Genomic DNA, 19301 nt, shown 5'->3' with positions numbered 1-19301 from the left:
AGTCAAACGTAGTCGCTTGTAGTCGTGTATCTTGTTCGTGTGAAGCTTTCGGAGTGGGCGCGTCAGCAGGGCGTGAGCTACCAAACCGCTTGGCGGTGGGTGAAGGACGGGAGGATGCCTGTCCCTGTCCGCCAGGCGCCGTCTGGGACGTGGCTGGTCGATGAGCCCGTCGTCCAGGTGGCGGGGCGTGTGGTGGCGTACTGCCGCGTGTCCTCCAGTGACCAGAAGACCGATCTGGAACGGCAGGCGGCCCGGGTTGTGGCCGGTGCGAACCGGCAGGGCTTGGCCGTCGCGGAGATCGTCACCGAGGTCGGTTCGGGGCTGAACGGGCGGCGGAGCAAGCTGCACCGGCTCCTGTCCGACCCTGAAGCGGCCGTGATCGTGGTCGAGCACCGTGATCGGCTGGCCCGGTTCGGTGTTGAGCACCTGGAAGCCGTCATGTCGGCGTCTGGGCGGCGCCTGATCGTTCTCGACCCCGCAGAGACCACCGATGACCTGGTGCGGGACATCACCGAAGCGCTGACCTCGATGTGTGCCCGCCTGTACGGGCGGCGCGCGGCGAAGAGTCGCGTTGAACGCGCGGTGGCTGTGGCGACCGGCAAGGACGCCGAGTGAAGAAGTTCCAGCCGCAGCCCGGGTTCGTGGTGCAGGCGTTCCGGTTCGCGCTGGACCCGAGCGCTGGCCAGGAACAGGCTCTTCGGTCGCACTGCGGTGCGGCCCGCGCGGCGTACAACTGGGCGGTGGGCTGGGTTACGGCGTCGTGGTGGCAGCGCCACGCCGAGGAGACGTATGGCATCCCGGAGCCGGAGCTGACGGATTGGCGGCCGTGGTCGCTGCCCGCGCTGCGCAAGGCGTTCAACGAGGCCAAGCATGCGGACCCGCGGTTTGCCGGGTGGTGGGAGGAGAATTCCAAGGAGGCGTACAGTACGGGCCTGGCGAACGCTGCTGCCGCGTTCGACAACTACGCCAAGTCGAAGAACGGTAAACGCAAGGGCAAGCGGGTGGGGATGCCCCGTTTCAAGTCGAAAAGGAAGGCGCGTCTGGCCTGCCGGTTCACCACCGGCGCGATCCGCGTGGAGGCGGACGGCCGGCACGTGACGCTGCCCCGGCTGGGCACGATCCGCGTCCACGAGCCCACCGTCAAGCTGCTGGGCCGTGTGCAAGCCGGGACGGTCCGGATCCTGTCGGCGACGGTCCGGCACGAACGCGGACGCTGGTTCGTCGCCTTCCAGGTCGAGACCGCGCGGGAAATCCACCGTGTCACCCGCCCCGGCATCGCGGTCGGCATCGACCTCGGGGTGAAGACGCTCGCGGTCATGGCCGACAGCACCGGAGAGATCCGCGAGGTTCCCAACCCCGGGCACCTGGACCGTGCCCTGAAGCTCCTGCGCCGGGCCTCGCGCACCGTGTCCCGCCGCCAGGGCCCGGACCGCCGCACCGGACGCAAGGCGTCGAAGCGGTGGGAGAAGGCCAATGCCGCCCGCAACCGGGTGCACCATCGGGTCGCGAACCTCCGCGCCGACGCCCTGCACAAGCTCACCACCGCCGTGACGGCCGAGTACGGCACGGTCGTGGTCGAAGACCTCAACGTCGCTGGGATGCTCCGCAACCGGCGCCTGGCGCGCAGGATCGCCGACGCTGGATTCGCAGAGATCCGCCGCCAGCTCACCTATAAAACCAAGCGGAACGGCTGCCGCATCGTGGCCGCCGACCGGTGGTTCCCCTCCTCCAAAACCTGTTCCGGGTGCGGCGAAGTGAAAGCCAAGCTGCCGCTGCACGTCCGGACCTACGAATGCGACGCCTGCGGCCTGGTCATCGACCGGGACGACAACGCGGCCCGCAACCTCGCCGCCCTCGCGGCAGTCGTAGCAACTGGTACCGGAGTGGCCGGAGACCAGGGCGCGAAAGCGCCGAAGCCCTGTGGAGCCGACCAGAAGACCCGCACCACCCGCCCCAGCCGCAAGGCCAGGGCGGGGCGGGCAGGTGGCACAACCCAGCCGCACCAGCGGCAGACGGAAACGGGAGACCGTACTCAAGCCGAAGCCCTTACGCTTTGGTGATGTGACGGACCTTCCGGGCCGAAATGCCCGGATTGCTGAGACCTGACTACGGTCTCGGCAACGGATCTGCTCATGACAGTGACCTGTGACCTGACCGACCGACCGATGACACGGGCCACAAGTACCTTGCCGCCCGTGTCAATGGTCCGGCCGACAATGCCCGGACCTCACTCCTTGCGGCGGAAGATCTTGTTCCCCAGCCACACCAGCGGGTCGTACTTACGGTCCACCGCCCGCTCCTTGAGCGGGATCAGCGCGTTGTCGGTGATCTTGATGTTCTCCGGGCAGACCTCCGTGCAGCACTTGGTGATGTTGCAGTAGCCCAGCCCGTGCTCCTCCTGCGCCGTGGTCTTGCGGTCCAGGCCCTCGTCCGCCGCCGCGTCCAGCGGGTGCATGTCCAGCTCCGCGACCCGCATGAGGAAGCGGGGGCCGGCGAAGGCCTGCTTGTTCTCCTCGTGGTCGCGGACCACGTGGCACGTGTCCTGGCACAGGAAGCACTCGATGCACTTGCGGAACTCCTGCGAGCGGTCCACGTCCTCCTGCTGCATCCGGTACTCGCCCGGCGCGAGCTTCTCCGGCGGCACGAACGAGGGGACCTCGCGGGCCTTCTCGTAGTTGAAGCCCACGTTCGTGACCAGGTCGCGGACCACGGGGAAGGCGCGCAGCGGGGTGACCGTGATGGTCTCGTCCCGCTCGAACACCGACATCCGGGTCATGCACAGCAGCCGCGGCCTGCCGTTGATCTCCGCGCTGCACGAGCCGCACTTGCCCGCCTTGCAGTTCCAGCGGACGGCCAGGTCCGGGGCCTGCGTGGCCTGCAGCCTGTGGATGATGTCGAGGACGACCTCGCCCTCGTTCACCTCGACCGCGAAGTCCTCCAGGCCGCCGCCCTCGGCGTCGCCGCGCCAGACCTTGAAGCGGGCGGTGTAGCCCGTGCCCGTGCTCGTGCCGGTGGTGGGTGCGGTGGTCACGCCGTCAGCTCCTCGTCCGTCAGGTACTTCACCAGCTCGTCCTTCTCGAAGAGGTCGAGCAGATCGGGCCGGATCGGCGGCGTCTCGCGCTTCTCCAGCCGGATCTGGCCCCGCTCGGGATCGGGCACGTCGGCCGCGGGCAGGGCGCCGCCGGCCGGGTCGGCGAGGCGGCAGACCAGGTTCTGCTTGCGCCAGTCGCGGTCCATGGCCGGGAAGTCGTCGCGGGTGTGGCCGCCGCGGGACTCGGTACGCTCCCGGGCCGCGCGCGCGACGCACTCGCTGACCAGCAGCATGTTCCGCATGTCGAGCGCGAGGTGCCAGCCGGGGTTGAACTGCCGGTGGCCCTCGACGCCGGCGCGCCGGGCACGTACCCGCAGGTCGCCGAGGCGGGTCAGCGCCTCGCTCATCTCGGCGTCCCGCCGGATGATGCCGACCAGGTTGTTCATGGCCTGCTGCAGCTCCTGGTGGAGGGTGTACGGGTTCTCCGGCGGCCGGGCGCCCCCGCCGTCCGCCTCCCCGGCCTCCCCGGCCGCCTCGCCGCCGGTGGCACCGGCATCGGCGCCGGCCTCCGCGCTGAACGGGCGCAGCGCCTCCGCCGACGCCGCCGCGATCTGCTCCTCGTCGACCTCCGCGCGCCCGGCGCCGGAACCGCCGGCGTCGCGCGCGTACTCGGCCGCGTGCAGCCCGGCGCGGCGGCCGAAGACCAGCAGGTCCGACAGGGAGTTGCCGCCGAGGCGGTTGGAGCCGTGCATGCCGCCGGCGACCTCGCCCGCCGCGAACAGGCCGGGCACGCCCACCGCCGCCGCCGTGTCCGGGTCGACGTCGACGCCGCCCATCACGTAGTGGCAGGTGGGGCCGACCTCCATCGGCTCGGCGGTGATGTCGACGTCCGCCAGCTCCTTGAACTGGTGGTGCATGGAGGGCAGCCGGCGCTTGATCTCCTCGGCGGGGAGCCGGGAGGAGACGTCGAGGAACACGCCGCCGTGCGGGGAGCCGCGGCCGGCCTTGACCTCGGAGTTGATGGCGCGGGCCACCTCGTCGCGGGGCAGCAGCTCGGGCGGGCGCCGGTTGTTGTCCGGGTCCTCGTACCAGCGGTCGCCCTCGTCCTCGCTCTGGGCGTACTTCTCCTTGAACACGTCCGGGATGTAGTCGAACATGAAACGTTTGCCCTCGCTGTTGCGCAGGACGCCGCCGTCACCACGGACCGACTCGGTGACAAGGATGCCCTTGACCGAGGGCGGCCAGACCATGCCGGTGGGGTGGAACTGGACGAACTCCATGTTGATCAGCGACGCCCCGGCAAGCAGCGCGAGCGCGTGCCCGTCGCCGGTGTACTCCCAGGAGTTGGACGTCACCTTGAACGACTTGCCGATGCCGCCGGTCGCCAGCACCACCGAGGGCGCCTCGATCACGAAGAACCGGCCGGACTCGCGCTCGTAGCAGAACACGCCGGAGACCCGGCCGTCGGGCGCCTTCAGGATCCGCGTGACCGTGCACTCCTGGAAGACCTTGATCCGGGACTCGTAGTCCCCGTCGGCCTTGAAGTCCTCCTGCTGCAGGGCGACGACCTTCTGCTGCAGGGTACGGATCAGTTCGAGCCCGGTGCGGTCGCCGACGTGGGCGAGGCGCGGGTACTCGTGGCCGCCGAAGTTGCGCTGGGAGATCTTGCCGTCCCCGGTGCGGTCGAAGAGCGCGCCCCAGGTCTCCAGCTCCCAGACGCGGTCCGGCGACTCCTTCGCGTGCAGCTCGGCCATCCGCCAGCTGTTGAGGAACTTGCCCCCGCGCATCGTGTCGCGGAAGTGCACCTGCCAGTTGTCGCCCGCGTTGACGTTGCCCATGCTGGCGGCGATGCCGCCCTCGGCCATCACCGTGTGGGCCTTGCCGAAGAGCGACTTGCAGATCACGGCGGTGCGCAGTCCCTGCTCCCGGGCCTCGATCGCCGCCCGCAGCCCGGCGCCCCCGGCACCGACCACGACGACGTCCCACTGCTGCCGTTCGACTTGCGTCATTTTCTGTGCTTCGCCTTTCCCATCGGTCGGCTCACTGCTGCTCAGAACAGCATCGGGTCGTCGAACGCGCCGCTGGCCAGCAGGAACACGTAGAAGTCGGCGAGCCCCACGCTGATCAGGGACGCCCAGGCCAGCTGCGCGTGGCGCGCGTTGAGCTTGCCCACCCAGCCCCACGCGCGGTAGCGCACCGGGTGCTTGGAGAAGTGCCGGAGCCGGCCGCCGACGATGTGCCGGCAGGAGTGGCACGAGAGGGTGTAGAGCCAGATGAGCACGACGTTGGCCCAGAGTACGAGGGTGCCGAGGCCCACGTGGCCCCACTCGTAGTCGCTGTTGCGGAAGCCGAGGATCGCGTCGTACGTGAGGATCGCGGCGACCACGAGCGCCGCGTAGAAGAAGTACCGGTGCAGGTTCTGCAGGATGAGCGGGAAACGGTTCTCGCCGGTGTACGTCTTGTGCGGCTCGGCGACGGCGCAGGAGGGCGGCGACGCCCAGAAGCTACGGTAGTACGACTTGCGGTAGTAGTAACACGTGAAGCGGAAGCCCAGCGGGAAGATCAGGATGATGGCCGCCGGGGACATGAACCACCAGTCGCCGAAGAGCGCGACGTTCGGTCCGCCCTTCATGTCGACACAGTCGGAGCCGAGGCAGGGCGAGTAGAACGGTGAGACGTAGGGCGCCGCGTAGTAGTCGTCGTTGATGAGGGCGCGCCACGCCGAGTAGATGATGAACGCCATCAGCCCGGCGACGGTGGCGGTCGGCTGCACCCACCAGCGGTCGGTGCGGAGATGGCGCGCCTTGATGGCGGCGCGACCGGGGGCGCGGACACCGCCCGGCTGGTCGGGGCTGGGCGGTCGTTCGGTTGTTCCGGTGGCCAAGGTCTTCTCCGGCGGGACGGTGGTAGTGGGGTCGTGGACGGACGGGGTGCTGCGGCGGGCCGGGGCCTGACGGCGGCCCCGGTGCGCGGGTGGACGCGGTGGTCCTGCCGTGCGGGTACGGGCGGGTCAGCTATGGGGCGTGCCGGCCGCCGGCGCCGAGTCCCTCGTCGTCGGCGTCCCGCCACAGCGTGTGGTCGTACGGCTGGTCGGTGAGGGGGACCAGGGGCGGCCCCTCCTTCTGCGGGCCCTGGGCGGAGACCTCGCGCAGCAGGGCGAGGGACTCCCGCAGGTGGTCGGCGTCGGCTCGCACGCGGCGCAGCTCCAGCGCGCCGGTCCCCATGCGCTGCTCCAGGCGGCCCACGGTGCGTACGAGGTCGTCGACGCAGCGCTGCGCTGCGGTCAGTTCTTCGTTCAGGGTCATGACATGCCCTCACGTCTTCGGTCGGGCGGCGCTGACTGTGAGCACCCGGGGGCGGCCTTCGCGCACGGCGAAGGCGCGCTCCGGGCGCTGTGGGGGGAAGTGTCGCGCGTCACAAGCTCGCTTGGGAAGGGATCTGCAGATTTCCCCCTCCGGGGGTGACGTACGAGGCCGGATCCTGCCGGTCCGTACGGAAAACTCATCGGCCGATCTCCGTACGACTGGGCCGGACGGGTTGCGTTGCGCGGCGCGCCCGCCGTGTCGCCGCGGGGTGCGGGCGGGGCGCGGTTGAGAGTGGCGGGGCAGGAGAAGTGTGATGAACGGCAAATGGCGCCAAAGGCGTGCATCACGGAGGTATCGCGCATGTCCCTTCACAGTCGCGGGCGGTACGCCGCCGTGCTGATCGCGGCGGGCGTCACGCTGCCCCTGGCGGCCTGCGACACCTCCCCGGACGACGCGGCCGCCGCCGTACACGACGTGACCGCCGTCTCGCGCGAGCAGCTCCGGCCCGGGGGCACGGTCCGCTGGGCCGTCGACGAGGCACCGGAGACGTTCAACGTCTTCCAGGCCGACGCGGGCGAGGCGACCGACCACGTCGCGGGCGCCGTGCTGCCGCGGCTGTTCACCCTCGACGAGCGCGGCCGCCCGACGGCCGACCCGGACTACCTGCAGAGCGCGGAGGTCGTGGAGCGCGCCCCCGAGCAGCGGGTCGTCTACCGGCTGAATCCCAGGGCGGTGTGGAGCGACGGGCGGCCGATCGGGCCGGAGGACTTCGAGGCCCAGTGGCTGGCGCTGAACGGCGAGGACACCGCGTACTGGACGGCGCGCAACGCCGGGTACGACCGGATCGAGTCGGTGTCGGCCGGCGCGGAGCCGGGCGAGGTGGAGGTCGTCTTCGACGAGCCGTACGCGGACTGGGAGGCGCTGTTCTCGCCGCTGTACCCGATGAGCGTGACGAAGACTCCGGAGGCGTTCAACGACGCGTCGCGGACGGGGCTGCCGGAGATCGCGGGCCCGTTCATGATCAAGGACGTCGAGGAGAAGAAGAAGGAGAAGAAGGGGAAGGGGAAGAAGAGCAAGAAATACAAGGACGGGAAGAAGCAGGACGGGAAGAAGAAGGACGGCGGGAAGAAGGGGAAGCGGGGCGAGAACGCCGCGGACGACGTGGAGTCGGTGACCCTCGTCCGCAACCCCCGCTGGTGGGGCGACCGGGCCCTGCTCGACCGGCTGGTCTTCGAGGAGGTGCCGCGCGGCACCGCGCGCGAGCAGGCGCTCGCCGCCGACCGCCTCGACATCGCCGCCGTCGAACGGGACGAGGCCCTGGAGGCCGCCCGCGCCGCGGCGGCCGCGAAGGCCACGGTGCAGGTCGCCAGGCCCGACGGGGCCCAGGACGGCAAGCCGGTGGACAGGGTCACCCTGCCGAAGGCCGGCCCGCGCCCGTACAAGGTGCACCGGGCGCTGGAGCCCGCGTACACGCAGCTCGCGCTCAACGGCAGCACCGGACCGCTCGCCGACGAACGGGTACGCCGCGCCGTGGCCCGCGCGGTGGACCGCGGCACCCTGGCGCGCAGCGTCCTCGGCCCGCACGGCCTGCCCGCGAAGCCGCTGGGCAGCCACCTCCTGCTGCCCGGCCAGCCCGGCTACAGCGACCAGAGCGCCGCGCTCGGCTCGCAGGACGTGGTCGCCGCGCAGGAGATGCTGGCCGAGGCGGGCTGGAAGGGCGGCCCGCGGTCGGAGGAGGCGGAGGCGAGGGACGCCGGGAACGGGAACGGCCGCGACCGGGCCGACGGCGCGTCCGGGACCGACTCCGGCGACGACAAGCCGGCCGGCGCGGCGCTGCCGACGTACGACCTGCCGCTGTCGGCCGCGCAGCCGGCGCAGGCGCAGCACATCGCGCTGGACCGGCAGGCCGGGGTGGCGGAGGCCGCCGCGAAGCACGGCAAGTCCTCGAAGCCGTACAAGAAGGCCGTGCGGGCGGCGAAGCGGGCGCGCGCGGCGCTGGCGGAGCGGGAGGCGAGCGTGGCGCAGCCGCCGCGGCAGCGGCCGTTCGTCAAGGACGGCAAGCCGCTGACGCTCCGCTTCGTGGTGCCGGAGGGACGGGGCACGGAGCAGCTGCGGTCGGTGGCCGCGCGGGTGGTGAAGATGCTGGACAACATCGGCGTACGGACCGAGGTCGTGGAGGCCGGGGAGCCCGGCTACTTCGAGGACTACGTCGCGGCCGGCGAGTACGACCTCGCGCTCTACTCCTGGCCCGGCACCCCCTACCCCGCCACCGACGCCCGCCCGATCTACGCCAAGCCCGTGCCGTCCCCCGACGGCTCCCTGGTCGTCGAGCAGAACTACACCCGGGTCGGCACCGACGAGATCGACCAGCTCTTCGACCAGGCGGTCTCCGAGCTGGACGAGGAGGCGTCGCGGGAGCTGCTGACCCGCGCCGACGCCCGCATCTGGGCGGCCGCCGGCTCGGTCCCGCTCTACCAGCGCCCGGAGCTGGTCGCCACGGACCGCGACCTCGCCAACGCCGGCGCCTTCGGCTTCGCCACCCCCCGGTACCAGGACATCGGCTACCGCAACTGACGAACCGGCCGCCTCCACCCCCGGCGCCGGGCGGGGGCGTGTGGGCCGTTCGGCGGGGTGGGGGGCTGCCCGAGGGGTGGGGTCGGGGTGGGCCCGTACGATAGGGACGGCCGTGGTTGATTCGCCCGGCAGAACCCCTTCTAGCCCGGGAGCACCGCCCAGCCATGCCGACGCGCCAGGACATCCGCAACGTCGCCATCGTCGCCCACGTCGACCACGGCAAGACCACCCTGGTCGACGCCATGCTCAAGCAGGCCGGCGCCTTCGCCGAGCACCAGCTGCAGTCCGTCGACGACCGGGTCATGGACACCGGCGACCTGGAACGCGAGAAGGGCATCACCATTCTCGCGAAGAACACCGCGGTCAGGTACCACCCCAAGGGCGGCGGGGACCCGGTCGTCATCAACATCATCGACACCCCCGGCCACGCCGACTTCGGCGGCGAGGTCGAGCGCGGGCTGTCCATGGTCGACGCCGTCGTGCTGCTGGTGGACGCCTCGGAGGGGCCGCTGCCGCAGACGCGGTTCGTGCTGCGCAAGGCGCTGCAGGCGCGGCTGCCGGTGATCCTGTGCATCAACAAGACGGACCGGCCCGACTCGCGGATCTCCGAGGTCGTGGACGACACGTACGACCTCTTCCTCGACCTCGACGCGGACGAGGAGCAGATCGAGTTCCCGATCGTCTACGCCTGCGCCCGCGACGGCGTCGCCTCGCTGACCCAGCCGGAGGACGGCACGGTGCCGGCGGACAGCGACAGCCTGGAGCCGTTCTTCACCACCGTGCTGGACCACGTGCCCGCCCCGTCGTACGACGAGGGCGCCCCGCTGCAGGCGCACGTGACGAACCTCGACGCCGACAACTTCCTCGGCCGCATCGCGCTGCTGCGCGTGGAGCAGGGCGAGCTGAAGAAGGGGCAGACGGTGGCGTGGATCAAGCGCGACGGCACCGTGCAGAACGTCCGGATCTCCGAGCTGATGATGACCGACGCACTCACCCGCCGGCCCGCGCAGCTGGCCGGGCCGGGGGACATCTGCGCGGTCGCCGGCATCGCCGACATCATGATCGGCGAGACGCTCGCGGACCCGGAGGACCCGGTCGCGCTGCCGCTGATCACCGTGGACGAGCCGGCGATCTCGATGACGATCGGGACGAACAACTCGCCGCTGGTGGGCAAGGGCGGCAAGGGGCACAAGGTGACCGCGCGGCTGGTCAAGGACCGCCTCGACCGCGAGCTGGTGGGCAACGTGTCGCTGCGCGTGCTGCCCACCGAGCGGCCGGACACCTGGGAGGTGCAGGGCCGAGGTGAGCTGGCGCTGGCCATCCTGGTGGAGACGATGCGCCGGGAGGGCTTCGAGCTGACCGTCGGCAAGCCCGAGGTGGTCACCAAGGAGGTCGACGGCAAGGTCCACGAGCCCGTCGAGCGGATGACGATCGACGCCCCGGAGGAGCACCTCGGCGCGATCACGCAGCTCCTCGCGGCCCGCAAGGGCCGAATGGAGACGATGACGAACCACGGCTCCGGCTGGGTCCGGATGGAGTTCGTCGTGCCGTCGCGCGGGCTCATCGGCTTCCGTACGGAGTTCCTGACGCAGACCCGCGGCACGGGCATCGCGCACTCGATCTTCGAGGGCCACGAGCCGTGGGTGGGCGAGCTGCGTACGCGCAGCAGCGGCTCGCTGGTCGCGGACCGGACGGGCGTGGTGACGGCGTTCGCGATGACGAACCTGCAGGAGCGCGGGACGCTGTTCGTGGAGCCGGGTACGGAGGTGTACGAGGGCATGATCGTCGGGGAGAACTCCCGCTCCGACGACATGGACGTCAACATCACCAAGGAGAAGAAGCTCAGCAACGTCCGGTCCTCCACGGCGGACATCGCCGAGTCGATCGTCCCGCCGCGGAAGCTGTCGCTGGAGCAGTCGCTGGAGTTCTGCCGCGACGGCGAGTGCGTGGAGGTCACGCCGGACACGGTGCGGATCCGCAAGGTGGTGCTGGACGGCCGCGAGCGCGCGCGGGCGGCCTCGCGGGCGAAGCACGCGTAACGCCTGCGGCGGGCGCGGTGGGAAGGGGCCGGTGGCTTCGGCGCGGGGGGTCGTGTCGCCGGGTTCTGCCGGGACGGTGAGCCCACGCCGAACCCGGTGCTGGACGGCCGCGAGCGCGTGAGGGCCTGAGGACGGTGCCGTCCCGGCCGGCGCGCGGCTCGGGCCATCCGGGGGGTTGTGGTCACCCGATGGCGTGCCACCGGGAGCGCGGGATTCCCTTATGGGGTCTTATGTCACTTAAGTGACACTTGGGATCTTGGGAGGCAGCCATGCGCCGAGCCACGCGCGCCTCGTGGACCGCCTGCGTCGTCTGCGCCGCACTCGCCGCGACCGGCTGCGGCAGCGACAGCGGCGACGGCGGCGGTTCGTCGGGCAACGGCGGCGACGACATCGTCACCGCGCAGTGGGGCGACCCGCAGAACCCGCTGGAGCCGGCGAACGTCAACGAGGTCCAGGGCGGCAAGGTTCTCAAGCTCATCACCCGCGGGCTGGTCGTGTACGACCCGGAGACCGCCGAGCCGAAGAACATGCTCGCCGAGTCCATCGAGAGCGACGACCAGCAGAACTGGACCGTCAAGGTCAAGAAGGGTCACCGGTTCAGCAACGGCGAGCCGGTCACCGCCAAGTCCTTCGTGGACGCCTGGAACTACGCCGCCAACATCAAGAACCAGCAGGTCAACAGCAGCTTCTTCAGGTACATCGACGGCTACGACGAGGTCCATCCCACCGACGCGGGCACCCAGCCGAGCGCGCAGAAGCTCTCCGGGCTGAAGGTCGTCGACGACCGGACGTTCACCGTCAAGCTGTCGCAGAAGCTGTCCATCTGGCCCGACACCCTCGGCTACCCGGCCTTCGCGCCGCTTCCGCAGGCGTTCTTCGACAACCACGACGCGTACCTCGACAAGCCCATCGGCAACGGCCCGTACAAGATCGACTCGTACTCCAAGGGCTCGTCCATGAAGCTCGTCAGGAACGAGAAGTACAAGGGCGACGACAAGCCCCAGAACGACGGCATCGAGCTGAAGGTCTACACCGACCAGAACACGGCCTACACCGACCTGCAGGCCGGCAACCTCGACGTCTCCGACGAACTGCCCGCCGGCCAGCTCGCCAACGCCGAGAGCGACCTCGGCGACCGCTTCATCAACCAGGAGGCCGGCATCATCCAGACCCTCGCCTTCCCGCTCTACGACAAGGGCTGGGGCGGCGACGACAAGGCCGACCTGCGCCGCGGCGTCTCCATGGCGATCGACCGCGAGGCGATCACCGAGCAGATCTACAACGACACCCGCATCCCCGCCAAGGACTGGACCTCCCCGGTCATCGGCGAGAAGGGCGGCTTCGACGACACGATCTGCGGCGACCTGTGCGAGTACGACCCGAAGCAGGCCCGGAAGCTGATCGAGGACGCCGGCGGCTTCCCCGGCGGCAGGCTGACGATCTCCTCCAACGTCGACACCGGCTCCCACAAGGAGTGGATGGACGCGGTCTGCAACAGCATCAACAAGACGCTGGACAAGGAGAACGCCTGCGTCGTCAACCCGGTCGGCACCTTCGCGGACTTCCGCTCCCAGGTCGTGGACCGGGAGTTCACGGGCCCGTTCCGCTCCGGCTGGCAGATGGACTACCCGCTGATCGAGAACTTCCTCGCGCCCACGTACTACACCGACGCGTCCTCCAACGACGGCGAGTACAGCAACAAGAAGTTCGACGACCTCGTCGACCAGGCCAACGCCGCCGAGGACACCGCCGCGGCCGTCGAGAAGTACAAGGACGCGGAGCGGCTGCTCGCCGAGGACGTGCCGGCGATCCCGCTGTGGTACCAGAACGGCATCGCCGGCCACTCCGACCGGGTCTCCGACGTCATGCTCGACCCCTTCAGCGTGCCGAACTACCCGGCAATCCGGGTCGACTAGCCGCGGCGAGGAGGGAGCGGACACGCGAGGAGAGGAGGGGCGCCCATGGGCCGCTACGTGATCCGGCGGCTGCTGCAGATGATCCCGGTGTTCATCGGCACGACGTTCCTGATCTTCTTCATGGTGTACGCGCTCGGCGACCCCGTCGCCGCCATGTTCGGCGACCGGGCGCCCGACCCGGCGACCGCGGCGCAGATCCGCCGGGACCTCAACCTCGACAAGCCCCTGTGGCAGCAATACGTGCTCTACATGGGCAACATCTTCACCGGCGACTTCGGCCGCGCGTTCAACGGCCAGCCGGTGCTCGACCTGATGCGCAACGCGTGGCCGATCACCGTCCGCCTCGCCCTGCTCGCCGTGCTCTTCGAGATGGTCATCGGCGTCGCCCTCGGCGTGGTCTCCGGGCTCAGGCGCGGCCGGGCGGTGGACACCGGGGTGCTGTTCGTCACGCTGGTGGTCATCTCCGTCCCCACGTTCGTCACCGGCTACGTGCTGCAGTACCTGCTCGGCGTCAAGTGGGGCTGGGTCAAGCCCGCCGTGTCGTCCGAGGCGCCCTGGAACGAACTGGTCCTGCCGGCGGTGGTGCTGGCGCTGGTGTCGCTCGCGTACACCACGCGGCTGACCCGTACCTCCGTGGCCGAGAACGCCCGCGCCGACTACGTCCGCACCGCCGTCGCCAAGGGCCTGCCGCGCCGCCGCATCACGGTGCGCCACCTGCTGCGCAACTCCCTCATCCCCGTCGTGACCTTCCTCGGTATCGACATCGGCAACCTCATGGGCGGCGCCATCGTCACCGAGCGGATCTTCAACATCCAGGGCGTCGGCTACCAGCTCTGGCAGGGCGTCCTGCGGCAGAACGCCCCCACGGTCGTCGGCTTCGTGACCGTCCTCGTCATCGTCTATCTGCTCGCGAACCTGCTGGTGGACGTGTTGTACGCGGTGCTCGACCCCAGGATCCGCTATGCCTGAGCGCTACCGGGAGAAGCAGCGGGCGGACTTCGGCACCCAGGAGGCGGAGTCGCTGCCCGGCAGCGACATCCTGCAGGCCGAGCACGGCGGCGCCGCCGGGACGGACCAGCCGGCCCGCAGCCTGTGGTCCGACGCCTGGCACGACCTGCGCCGCAACCCCGTCTTCGTCGTCTCCGGGCTGCTCATCCTCTTCCTGATCTTCATCTCCCTGTGGCCCAGCGTGGTGGCCAGCGGCAGCCCGTACAACTGCGACATCGCCCGGCGCAACCTCGGCGCCGAGTCCGGCCACCCCTTCGGCTTCGACAGCCAGGGCTGCGACGTCTACAACCGCACCGTCTACGGCGCCCGCGCGTCGCTGACCGTCTGCACCCTGGCGACCCTCGGCGCCGCCCTCCTCGGCACCGTCCTCGGCGGCCTCGCCGGCTACTTCGGCGGCTGGGGCGACGCCGTCCTGTCCCGGCTCACCGAGGTGTTCTTCGGCATCCCGATGCTGCTGGGCGGCCTGGTCTTCCTCTCCGTGATCAAGAGCGGCTCCGTCTGGCCGGTGATCGGGCTGATCGTGCTGCTGGGCTGGCCGCAGGTGGCGCGGATCGCCCGCGGCTCGGTCATCACGGCCAAGCAGAACGACTACGTGCAGGCCGCCCGCACCCTCGGCGCCTCCACCGGCCGCATCATGCTGCGGCACGTGCTGCCCAACGCGGTCGCGCCGATCATCGTCGTCGCCACCATCGCGCTCGGCACGTACGTGGCGCTGGAGGCGACCCTGTCGTTCCTCGGCGTCGGCCTGAAGCCGCCGACGATCTCCTGGGGCGGCGACATCTCCACCGCCTCCCAGCAGATCCGCAACGCGCCGCACGCCCTGCTCTGGCCGGCTGGGGCGCTGAGCCTGACCGTGCTCGCGTTCATCATGCTCGGCGACTCGGTGCGCGACGCGCTCGACCCGAAGCTCAGGTGAGGTGCCCGTGACCGCGCTGCTCGACGTCCGCGACCTGACGGTGGAGTTCCGCACCCGGGAAGGGGTGGCGAGGGCCGTCAACGGCGTCTCGTACGGCGTCGAGGCGGGCGAGACGCTGGCGGTGCTCGGCGAGTCCGGCTCGGGCAAGTCCGTCACCGCGCAGGCCGTCATGGGCATCCTCGACTCGCCGCCCGGGTTCGTCACCGGCGGGCAGGTGCTCTTCCAGGGCGAGGACCTGCTGACGCTGGGCCGCGAGGCGCGCCGCCGGGTGCGCGGCGAGCGGATGGCGATGATCTTCCAGGACGCGCTGTCGTCGCTCAACCCGGTGCTGAGCGTGGGCTTCCAGCTGGGCGAGATGTTCCGCGTCCACCGCGGCGCGCGCCGGACGGCGGCCAGGGCCGCGGCGATCGAACTGATGGAGCGGGTCCGGATCCCGGCCGCCCGGGCGCGCGTGAACGACTACCCGCACCAGTTCTCCGGCGGCATGCGGCAGCGCATCATGATCGCGATGGCGCTGGCGCTGGGCCCGGAGCTGATCATCGCGGACGAGCCGACGACGGCCCTCGACGTCACCGTGCAGGCGCAGGTGATGGACCTGCTGGCGGAGCTGCGCGAGGAGACGGGGATGGGGCTCATCCTCATCACCCACGACCTGGGCGTGGTCGCGGACGTCGCCGACAAGATCGCGGTGATGTACGCGGGCCGGATCATGGAGACGGCGCCCGTGCACGACCTCTACAAGGCGCCGGCCCACCCGTACACCCGCGGGCTGCTGGACTCCATCCCGCGGCTGGACCAGAAGGGCCTGGAGCTGAGTGCCATCCGCGGCACCCCGCCCAGCCTCCTCGCGATCCCCCCGGGCTGTCCCTTCCACCCCCGCTGCCCGCGCGCCCAGGACGTCTGCCGGACCGACCGGCCCCCGCTGTACGAGGTGACCGACGACGCGGGGCGCCCTCTCGCCGGGCGGGGCAGCGCCTGCCATTTCTGGAGGGACCAGTTGCATGACCGGTCGTGAGGTGGATGCTCGACTCTTTCTTTTTTCCGGGGTTCTCTGCCGCGGTGCTGAGTGGCTCGGTGGGTGGTCGCGGGTCGGGGTATGGCCTGGCCGGCGAGGCCCCCGCGCCTGCCACTTCTGGAAGGACCAGCTCCATGACCAGCCCTGAGGTGACCGCGAAGCGGGCGGACGCGCCGGGCGGCGAGACGATCCTCGAAGTGCGCGACCTCGTCAAGCACTTCCCGCTCACCCAGGGGATCGTCTTCCACCGGCAGGTCGGCGCCGTGCAGGCCGTCGACGGCGTCTCCTTCGACCTCCACCGCGGCGAAACCCTCGGCATCGTCGGCGAGTCCGGCTGCGGCAAGTCGACCATCGCCAAGATGCTGGTCAACCTGGAGCGGCCGACGGCCGGCGGGATCCGGTACAAGGGCGAGGACATCACCCGGCTGTCCGGGCGCGCCCTGCGGGCGGTGCGGCGCAACATCCAGATGGTCTTCCAGGACCCGTACACCTCCCTCAACCCGCGGATGACCGTCGGCGACATCGTCGGCGAGCCGTACGACATCCACCCCGAGGTGGCGCCGAAGGGCAGCCGGCGGGCTCGGGTGCAGGAGCTGCTGGACGTCGTCGGGCTCAACCCCGAGCACATCAACCGCTACCCGCACCAGTTCTCCGGCGGGCAGCGGCAGCGCATCGGGATCGCGCGCGGCCTCGCGCTGCGGCCGGAGGTCATCGTCGCGGACGAACCGGTCTCGGCGCTCGACGTCTCGGTGCAGGCGCAGGTGGTCAACCTGCTGGAGCGGCTGCAGGACGAGTTCCACCTGTCGTACATCTTCATCGCGCACGACCTGTCCGTCGTCCGGCACATCTCGGACCGGGTCGCGGTGATGTACCTGGGCCGGATCGTGGAATCCGGCACCGACACGGCGATCTACGAGCACGCCACGCACCCGTACACGCAGGCGCTGCTCTCGGCGGTGCCGGTGCCGGACCCCGAGGCGCGGGAGACGCGCGGGCGGATCCTGCTCGCCGGCGACGTGCCGTCCCCGGCGGACCCGCCGTCGGGGTGCCGGTTCCGGACGCGGTGCTGGAAGGCGCAGCCGGTCTGTGCGGAGAAGGACCCGGCGCTGGACGTGCCGCCGTGGTTCCGCGAGGCGGAGGGGGCGGTGGCGCACCCGTCGGCGTGCCACTTCGCGGCGGAGTGGGAGGACGAGGAACGGCGGCGGGGGAGCGCGTAGGCCGAGGGGGCGAATCTGCCGCAGAGAGGGAAGTCTGGTTAGTCGGTTTTATCGCGTATCGGTGATAGCCATGGTGGGCGTCGGCCACCGAAGCCCCGTCACCCAGGAGAGGGCCATCCACCATGAAGCGTTTGCCACGCCGCCGGCTCCACGTGCTGTGCGGGGCGCTCCTCGCCGTGTCCGCCCTGGCGGGTGCGGCCCCGGGGGCCCACGCGGCGCCGACCGCCGGGGCCGCGGCGGAGACCGGGAACGAGGGTGCGGGGGAGGGGGAGACCCGGTGGCCGGCTCCGGAGGCGGAGGCCGCGCTGGAGCGGGCGGCGGCCGAAGCCGCGGTCGCGGCGGCCGAGTTCGAGGCCGCCGCGGGGGCGGCGGCCGGGGCGGTCTCCGAGCCCGAACGTCCCGGGCGCGAGCTGCCTGTGACCGAACCCGCCGGGCCCGGACTCCCCGTGATCGAACCTGCTGGGCCCGAACTCTCTGGTGGCGAACTCTCCGAGGCCGAACTGCCCGGGCCAGAACTGCCCGGGCCAGAACTGCCCGGGCCAGAACTGCCCGAGCCGGAGCGGCCCGGGCTCGAACTCTCCCGGGCCGAACCCTCGGCGGCCGGAGTCCCCGAGGGCGAAACCTCCCGGACCGAACTCCCCGTGATCGACCCCTCCGGCGCCCCGCTCCCCGAGCCCGAAGCCTCTGCGGCGCCCCAGCTCCCCGGCGCCGGAGGCCCCGCGGCCGAACTCCCCGGCACCGCGGCACCCCGGCCCGAACCCTCCGCCGCCGAACCCCCCGCTTCCGCCGCACCGGGGGCGGAGGCGGCTCGGGGGACGGACGAGGACGGCGACGGCTTCGAGCCGCCCGGCCGCCGCACCCCCGCTTCCGCGTACGACTTCGAGGCCGGCCCCGGCAACGCCGCCGCGCAACTGTCGCACACCGGCGCCGACTTCTGGCTCCCGCTCGGCACCGGCCTCGGCGGCCTCGCCGCACTCGGCGCCGGGGCCGTCGTGGTGGCCCGCAAGCGCCGCAACGCCTGAGGCGCCCGGTCTCCCGTCCGCGTCTGAGGGGCACCGCCCGCGAGCCGGCCCGCTGCGGGGAGCTCGCACCGGCCCCGCCCGGCGAGCGCACACCCCGGCCCCCCCACGCCCTTGAGGGCGTGGGGCGGCGGAACCTCCGACACCGGCGCCTCCCCCCCCGCCGTCCCCGCCGGAGGCGGTCCCGCGGTCCCGCGGTCACGCCACGTCGATGACGCCCACCCGCTTCGCCGGGTCCGTCTCGCGCAGCGGGCCCATCAGCGCGCTCGCCACGTCCTGAGGCGTGATCTCCGTCTTGCTGCCGTCGCCGCGCTCGACGAGGAGCCCGTCGAAGGTGCTGCCGTAGAGCGCCTCCAACTCCTCCAGGTCGACCTTCGGCGCCAGGTTGCCGTCCGGCGTCGCCTGCATGGTCAGGAACTGCGAGATCGAGCGCTCCGGGCTGAACTCGATGTAGCGGTCGCCCGCCTGCACCGCGACGTAGCCGGACATGGCCGTCTCGGCGAAGCCGTTCATCGCGCGGTCGAACTCCGCCTGGCTCACGGCCGGCTGCTGCTGCGAGACCGGCAGCGTCACCGGCTTGTTCGCGCCGCCGCCGGCGCGCTGGTCGAACGCCTCCTGCACCACGTTCATGGACTTGTCCACGTCCACGGCCTTGTGGGGCTCGCCCTGCACGGGCACGGCCTCGCCCTCCTCGAACCGGATCATGCCGTCCTTGCCGCCGCCGGCCTCGTCGGCGATCTCCTGCAGCTGGGCCCGGAGCTTGTCCTCGTCGTCGACCATCGCCGGGTCGACCTCGCGGGAGCCGCCGAAGAGGGAGCCGATGACGGACACCGGGTTGTAGTCGCTGCCCATCGCCGAGCGGACGCTCTCCGCGGTGTCGATGCCGAGGCCGGCCGACTCCGGGGTCAGCTTCTGCTCCGCGTCGCCGACGCGGAGCACGAGCGGCGCCTTCGTACGCTCCTGGAGCGCGGCGTCGAGCTTGGCGACCGCCTGGTCGCGGGAGCTGCCGCCGATGTCGACGCCGAGGACGGTGGTGCCCTTGGGCACGTCGTCGTTGTTGAGGACGAGCCCGGCGCCGTACGCGATGCAGAGCACCCCGAACACGCCGGCGCCGGCCATGACGGCGAGCTTCTTGCGGTCGCCGCGGGCCCGGCCCGGCGCGCTCCCGGAGCGGGAGCGGGCGGCGGGGGCGGGCGGCGGTACGGGCGGGGACTCACCGCCCGGTGCGGGGCCGGGCGGCGGTGCGGCGGCGGAGCCGGGG

Annotated in this window: 15 protein-coding genes; 10 read left to right on the top strand and 5 right to left on the bottom strand. The window is 71.4% G+C overall.

Annotation, left to right across the window (positions count from 1 at the left end; translation table 11 throughout):
- Positions 1-39: 39 nt before the first annotated feature.
- Together ABD317_RS08260 and tnpB are read left to right on the top strand one after the other, a co-directional pair.
- A complete protein-coding gene (locus ABD317_RS08260) occupies positions 40-615 on the top strand; it encodes an IS607 family transposase (protein ID WP_344289135.1) in 576 nt (191 codons plus the stop codon).
- Entirely contained in the window at positions 612-2060 is a 1449-nt protein-coding gene (gene tnpB / locus ABD317_RS08255) for an IS607 family element RNA-guided endonuclease TnpB (RefSeq protein ID WP_344289134.1), read from the top strand. The genes ABD317_RS08260 and tnpB overlap by 4 nt, the downstream gene beginning before the upstream one ends.
- A gap of 167 nt (positions 2061-2227) precedes the next feature.
- On the opposite strand, the gene ABD317_RS08250 is transcribed toward tnpB, so the two are convergent.
- From ABD317_RS08250 to ABD317_RS08235, 4 genes are all read right to left on the bottom strand, one after another.
- Positions 2228-3031: a succinate dehydrogenase/fumarate reductase iron-sulfur subunit gene (locus tag ABD317_RS08250; protein ID WP_344289133.1), complete on the bottom strand. Its 804-nt coding sequence runs from the start codon at positions 3029-3031 to the stop codon at positions 2228-2230.
- On the bottom strand, positions 3028-5040 hold the full coding sequence (locus tag ABD317_RS08245) for a fumarate reductase/succinate dehydrogenase flavoprotein subunit (RefSeq protein ID WP_344289132.1): 2013 nt from the start codon (positions 5038-5040) through the stop codon (positions 3028-3030). The genes ABD317_RS08250 and ABD317_RS08245 overlap by 4 nt, the downstream gene beginning before the upstream one ends.
- 41 nt (positions 5041-5081) lie before the next feature.
- A complete protein-coding gene (locus ABD317_RS08240; RefSeq protein ID WP_344289131.1) occupies positions 5082-5915 on the bottom strand; it encodes a hypothetical protein in 834 nt (277 codons plus the stop codon).
- 130 nt (positions 5916-6045) lie between these two features.
- Positions 6046-6336 (bottom strand): hypothetical protein, encoded by a 291-nt coding sequence (locus tag ABD317_RS08235; RefSeq protein ID WP_027754416.1) that lies wholly within the window; start codon positions 6334-6336, stop codon positions 6046-6048.
- Positions 6337-6696: 360 nt separating this feature from the next.
- On the opposite strand from ABD317_RS08235, the gene ABD317_RS08230 reads away from it, so the two are divergent.
- The 8 genes from ABD317_RS08230 to ABD317_RS08195 all read left to right on the top strand — a co-directional run bounded on the left by ABD317_RS08230 (position 6697) and on the right by ABD317_RS08195 (position 18043).
- Positions 6697-8910 carry an ABC transporter family substrate-binding protein gene (locus tag ABD317_RS08230; RefSeq protein ID WP_344289130.1) on the top strand — a complete coding sequence of 738 codons (2214 nt, stop codon included), beginning with the start codon at positions 6697-6699 and terminating at the stop codon, positions 8908-8910.
- A gap of 164 nt (positions 8911-9074) precedes the next feature.
- On the top strand, positions 9075-10949 hold the full coding sequence (gene typA / locus ABD317_RS08225; RefSeq protein ID WP_344289128.1) for a translational GTPase TypA: 1875 nt from the start codon (positions 9075-9077) through the stop codon (positions 10947-10949).
- Between the two features lie 269 nt (positions 10950-11218).
- Positions 11219-12865, top strand: a complete 1647-nt coding sequence (locus tag ABD317_RS08220; RefSeq protein WP_344289126.1) for a peptide ABC transporter substrate-binding protein — start codon at positions 11219-11221, stop codon at positions 12863-12865.
- Positions 12866-12910: 45 nt separating this feature from the next.
- The gene (locus ABD317_RS08215; protein WP_027754412.1) at positions 12911-13834 is read left to right on the top strand and encodes an ABC transporter permease subunit; all 924 of its coding nucleotides are present in this window, start codon (positions 12911-12913) and stop codon (positions 13832-13834) included.
- Complete coding sequence (locus ABD317_RS08210) at positions 13827-14789, top strand: ABC transporter permease (protein ID WP_344289124.1); 963 nt, start codon at positions 13827-13829, stop codon at positions 14787-14789. The genes ABD317_RS08215 and ABD317_RS08210 overlap by 8 nt, the downstream gene beginning before the upstream one ends.
- 7 nt (positions 14790-14796) lie before the next feature.
- On the top strand, positions 14797-15804 hold the full coding sequence (locus ABD317_RS08205) for an ABC transporter ATP-binding protein (protein WP_344289123.1): 1008 nt from the start codon (positions 14797-14799) through the stop codon (positions 15802-15804).
- A gap of 134 nt (positions 15805-15938) precedes the next feature.
- Entirely contained in the window at positions 15939-17021 is a 1083-nt protein-coding gene (locus tag ABD317_RS08200) for an ABC transporter ATP-binding protein (protein ID WP_344289121.1), read from the top strand.
- Positions 17022-17143: 122 nt separating this feature from the next.
- Positions 17144-18043 carry a hypothetical protein gene (locus ABD317_RS08195; RefSeq protein WP_344289120.1) on the top strand — a complete coding sequence of 300 codons (900 nt, stop codon included), beginning with the start codon at positions 17144-17146 and terminating at the stop codon, positions 18041-18043.
- 195 nt (positions 18044-18238) lie between these two features.
- Here the strand turns inward: ABD317_RS08195 and ABD317_RS08190 are convergent.
- On the bottom strand, positions 18239-19301 hold a 1063-nt coding region (locus tag ABD317_RS08190; RefSeq protein ID WP_486389003.1), incomplete at its 5' end, for a peptidoglycan binding domain-containing protein.

The organism is Streptomyces synnematoformans (assembly GCF_039531005.1).
In the GTDB taxonomy this organism is placed as follows: domain Bacteria; phylum Actinomycetota; class Actinomycetes; order Streptomycetales; family Streptomycetaceae; genus Streptomyces; species Streptomyces synnematoformans.
This window is presented reverse-complemented; position numbering and strand designations above follow the sequence as displayed.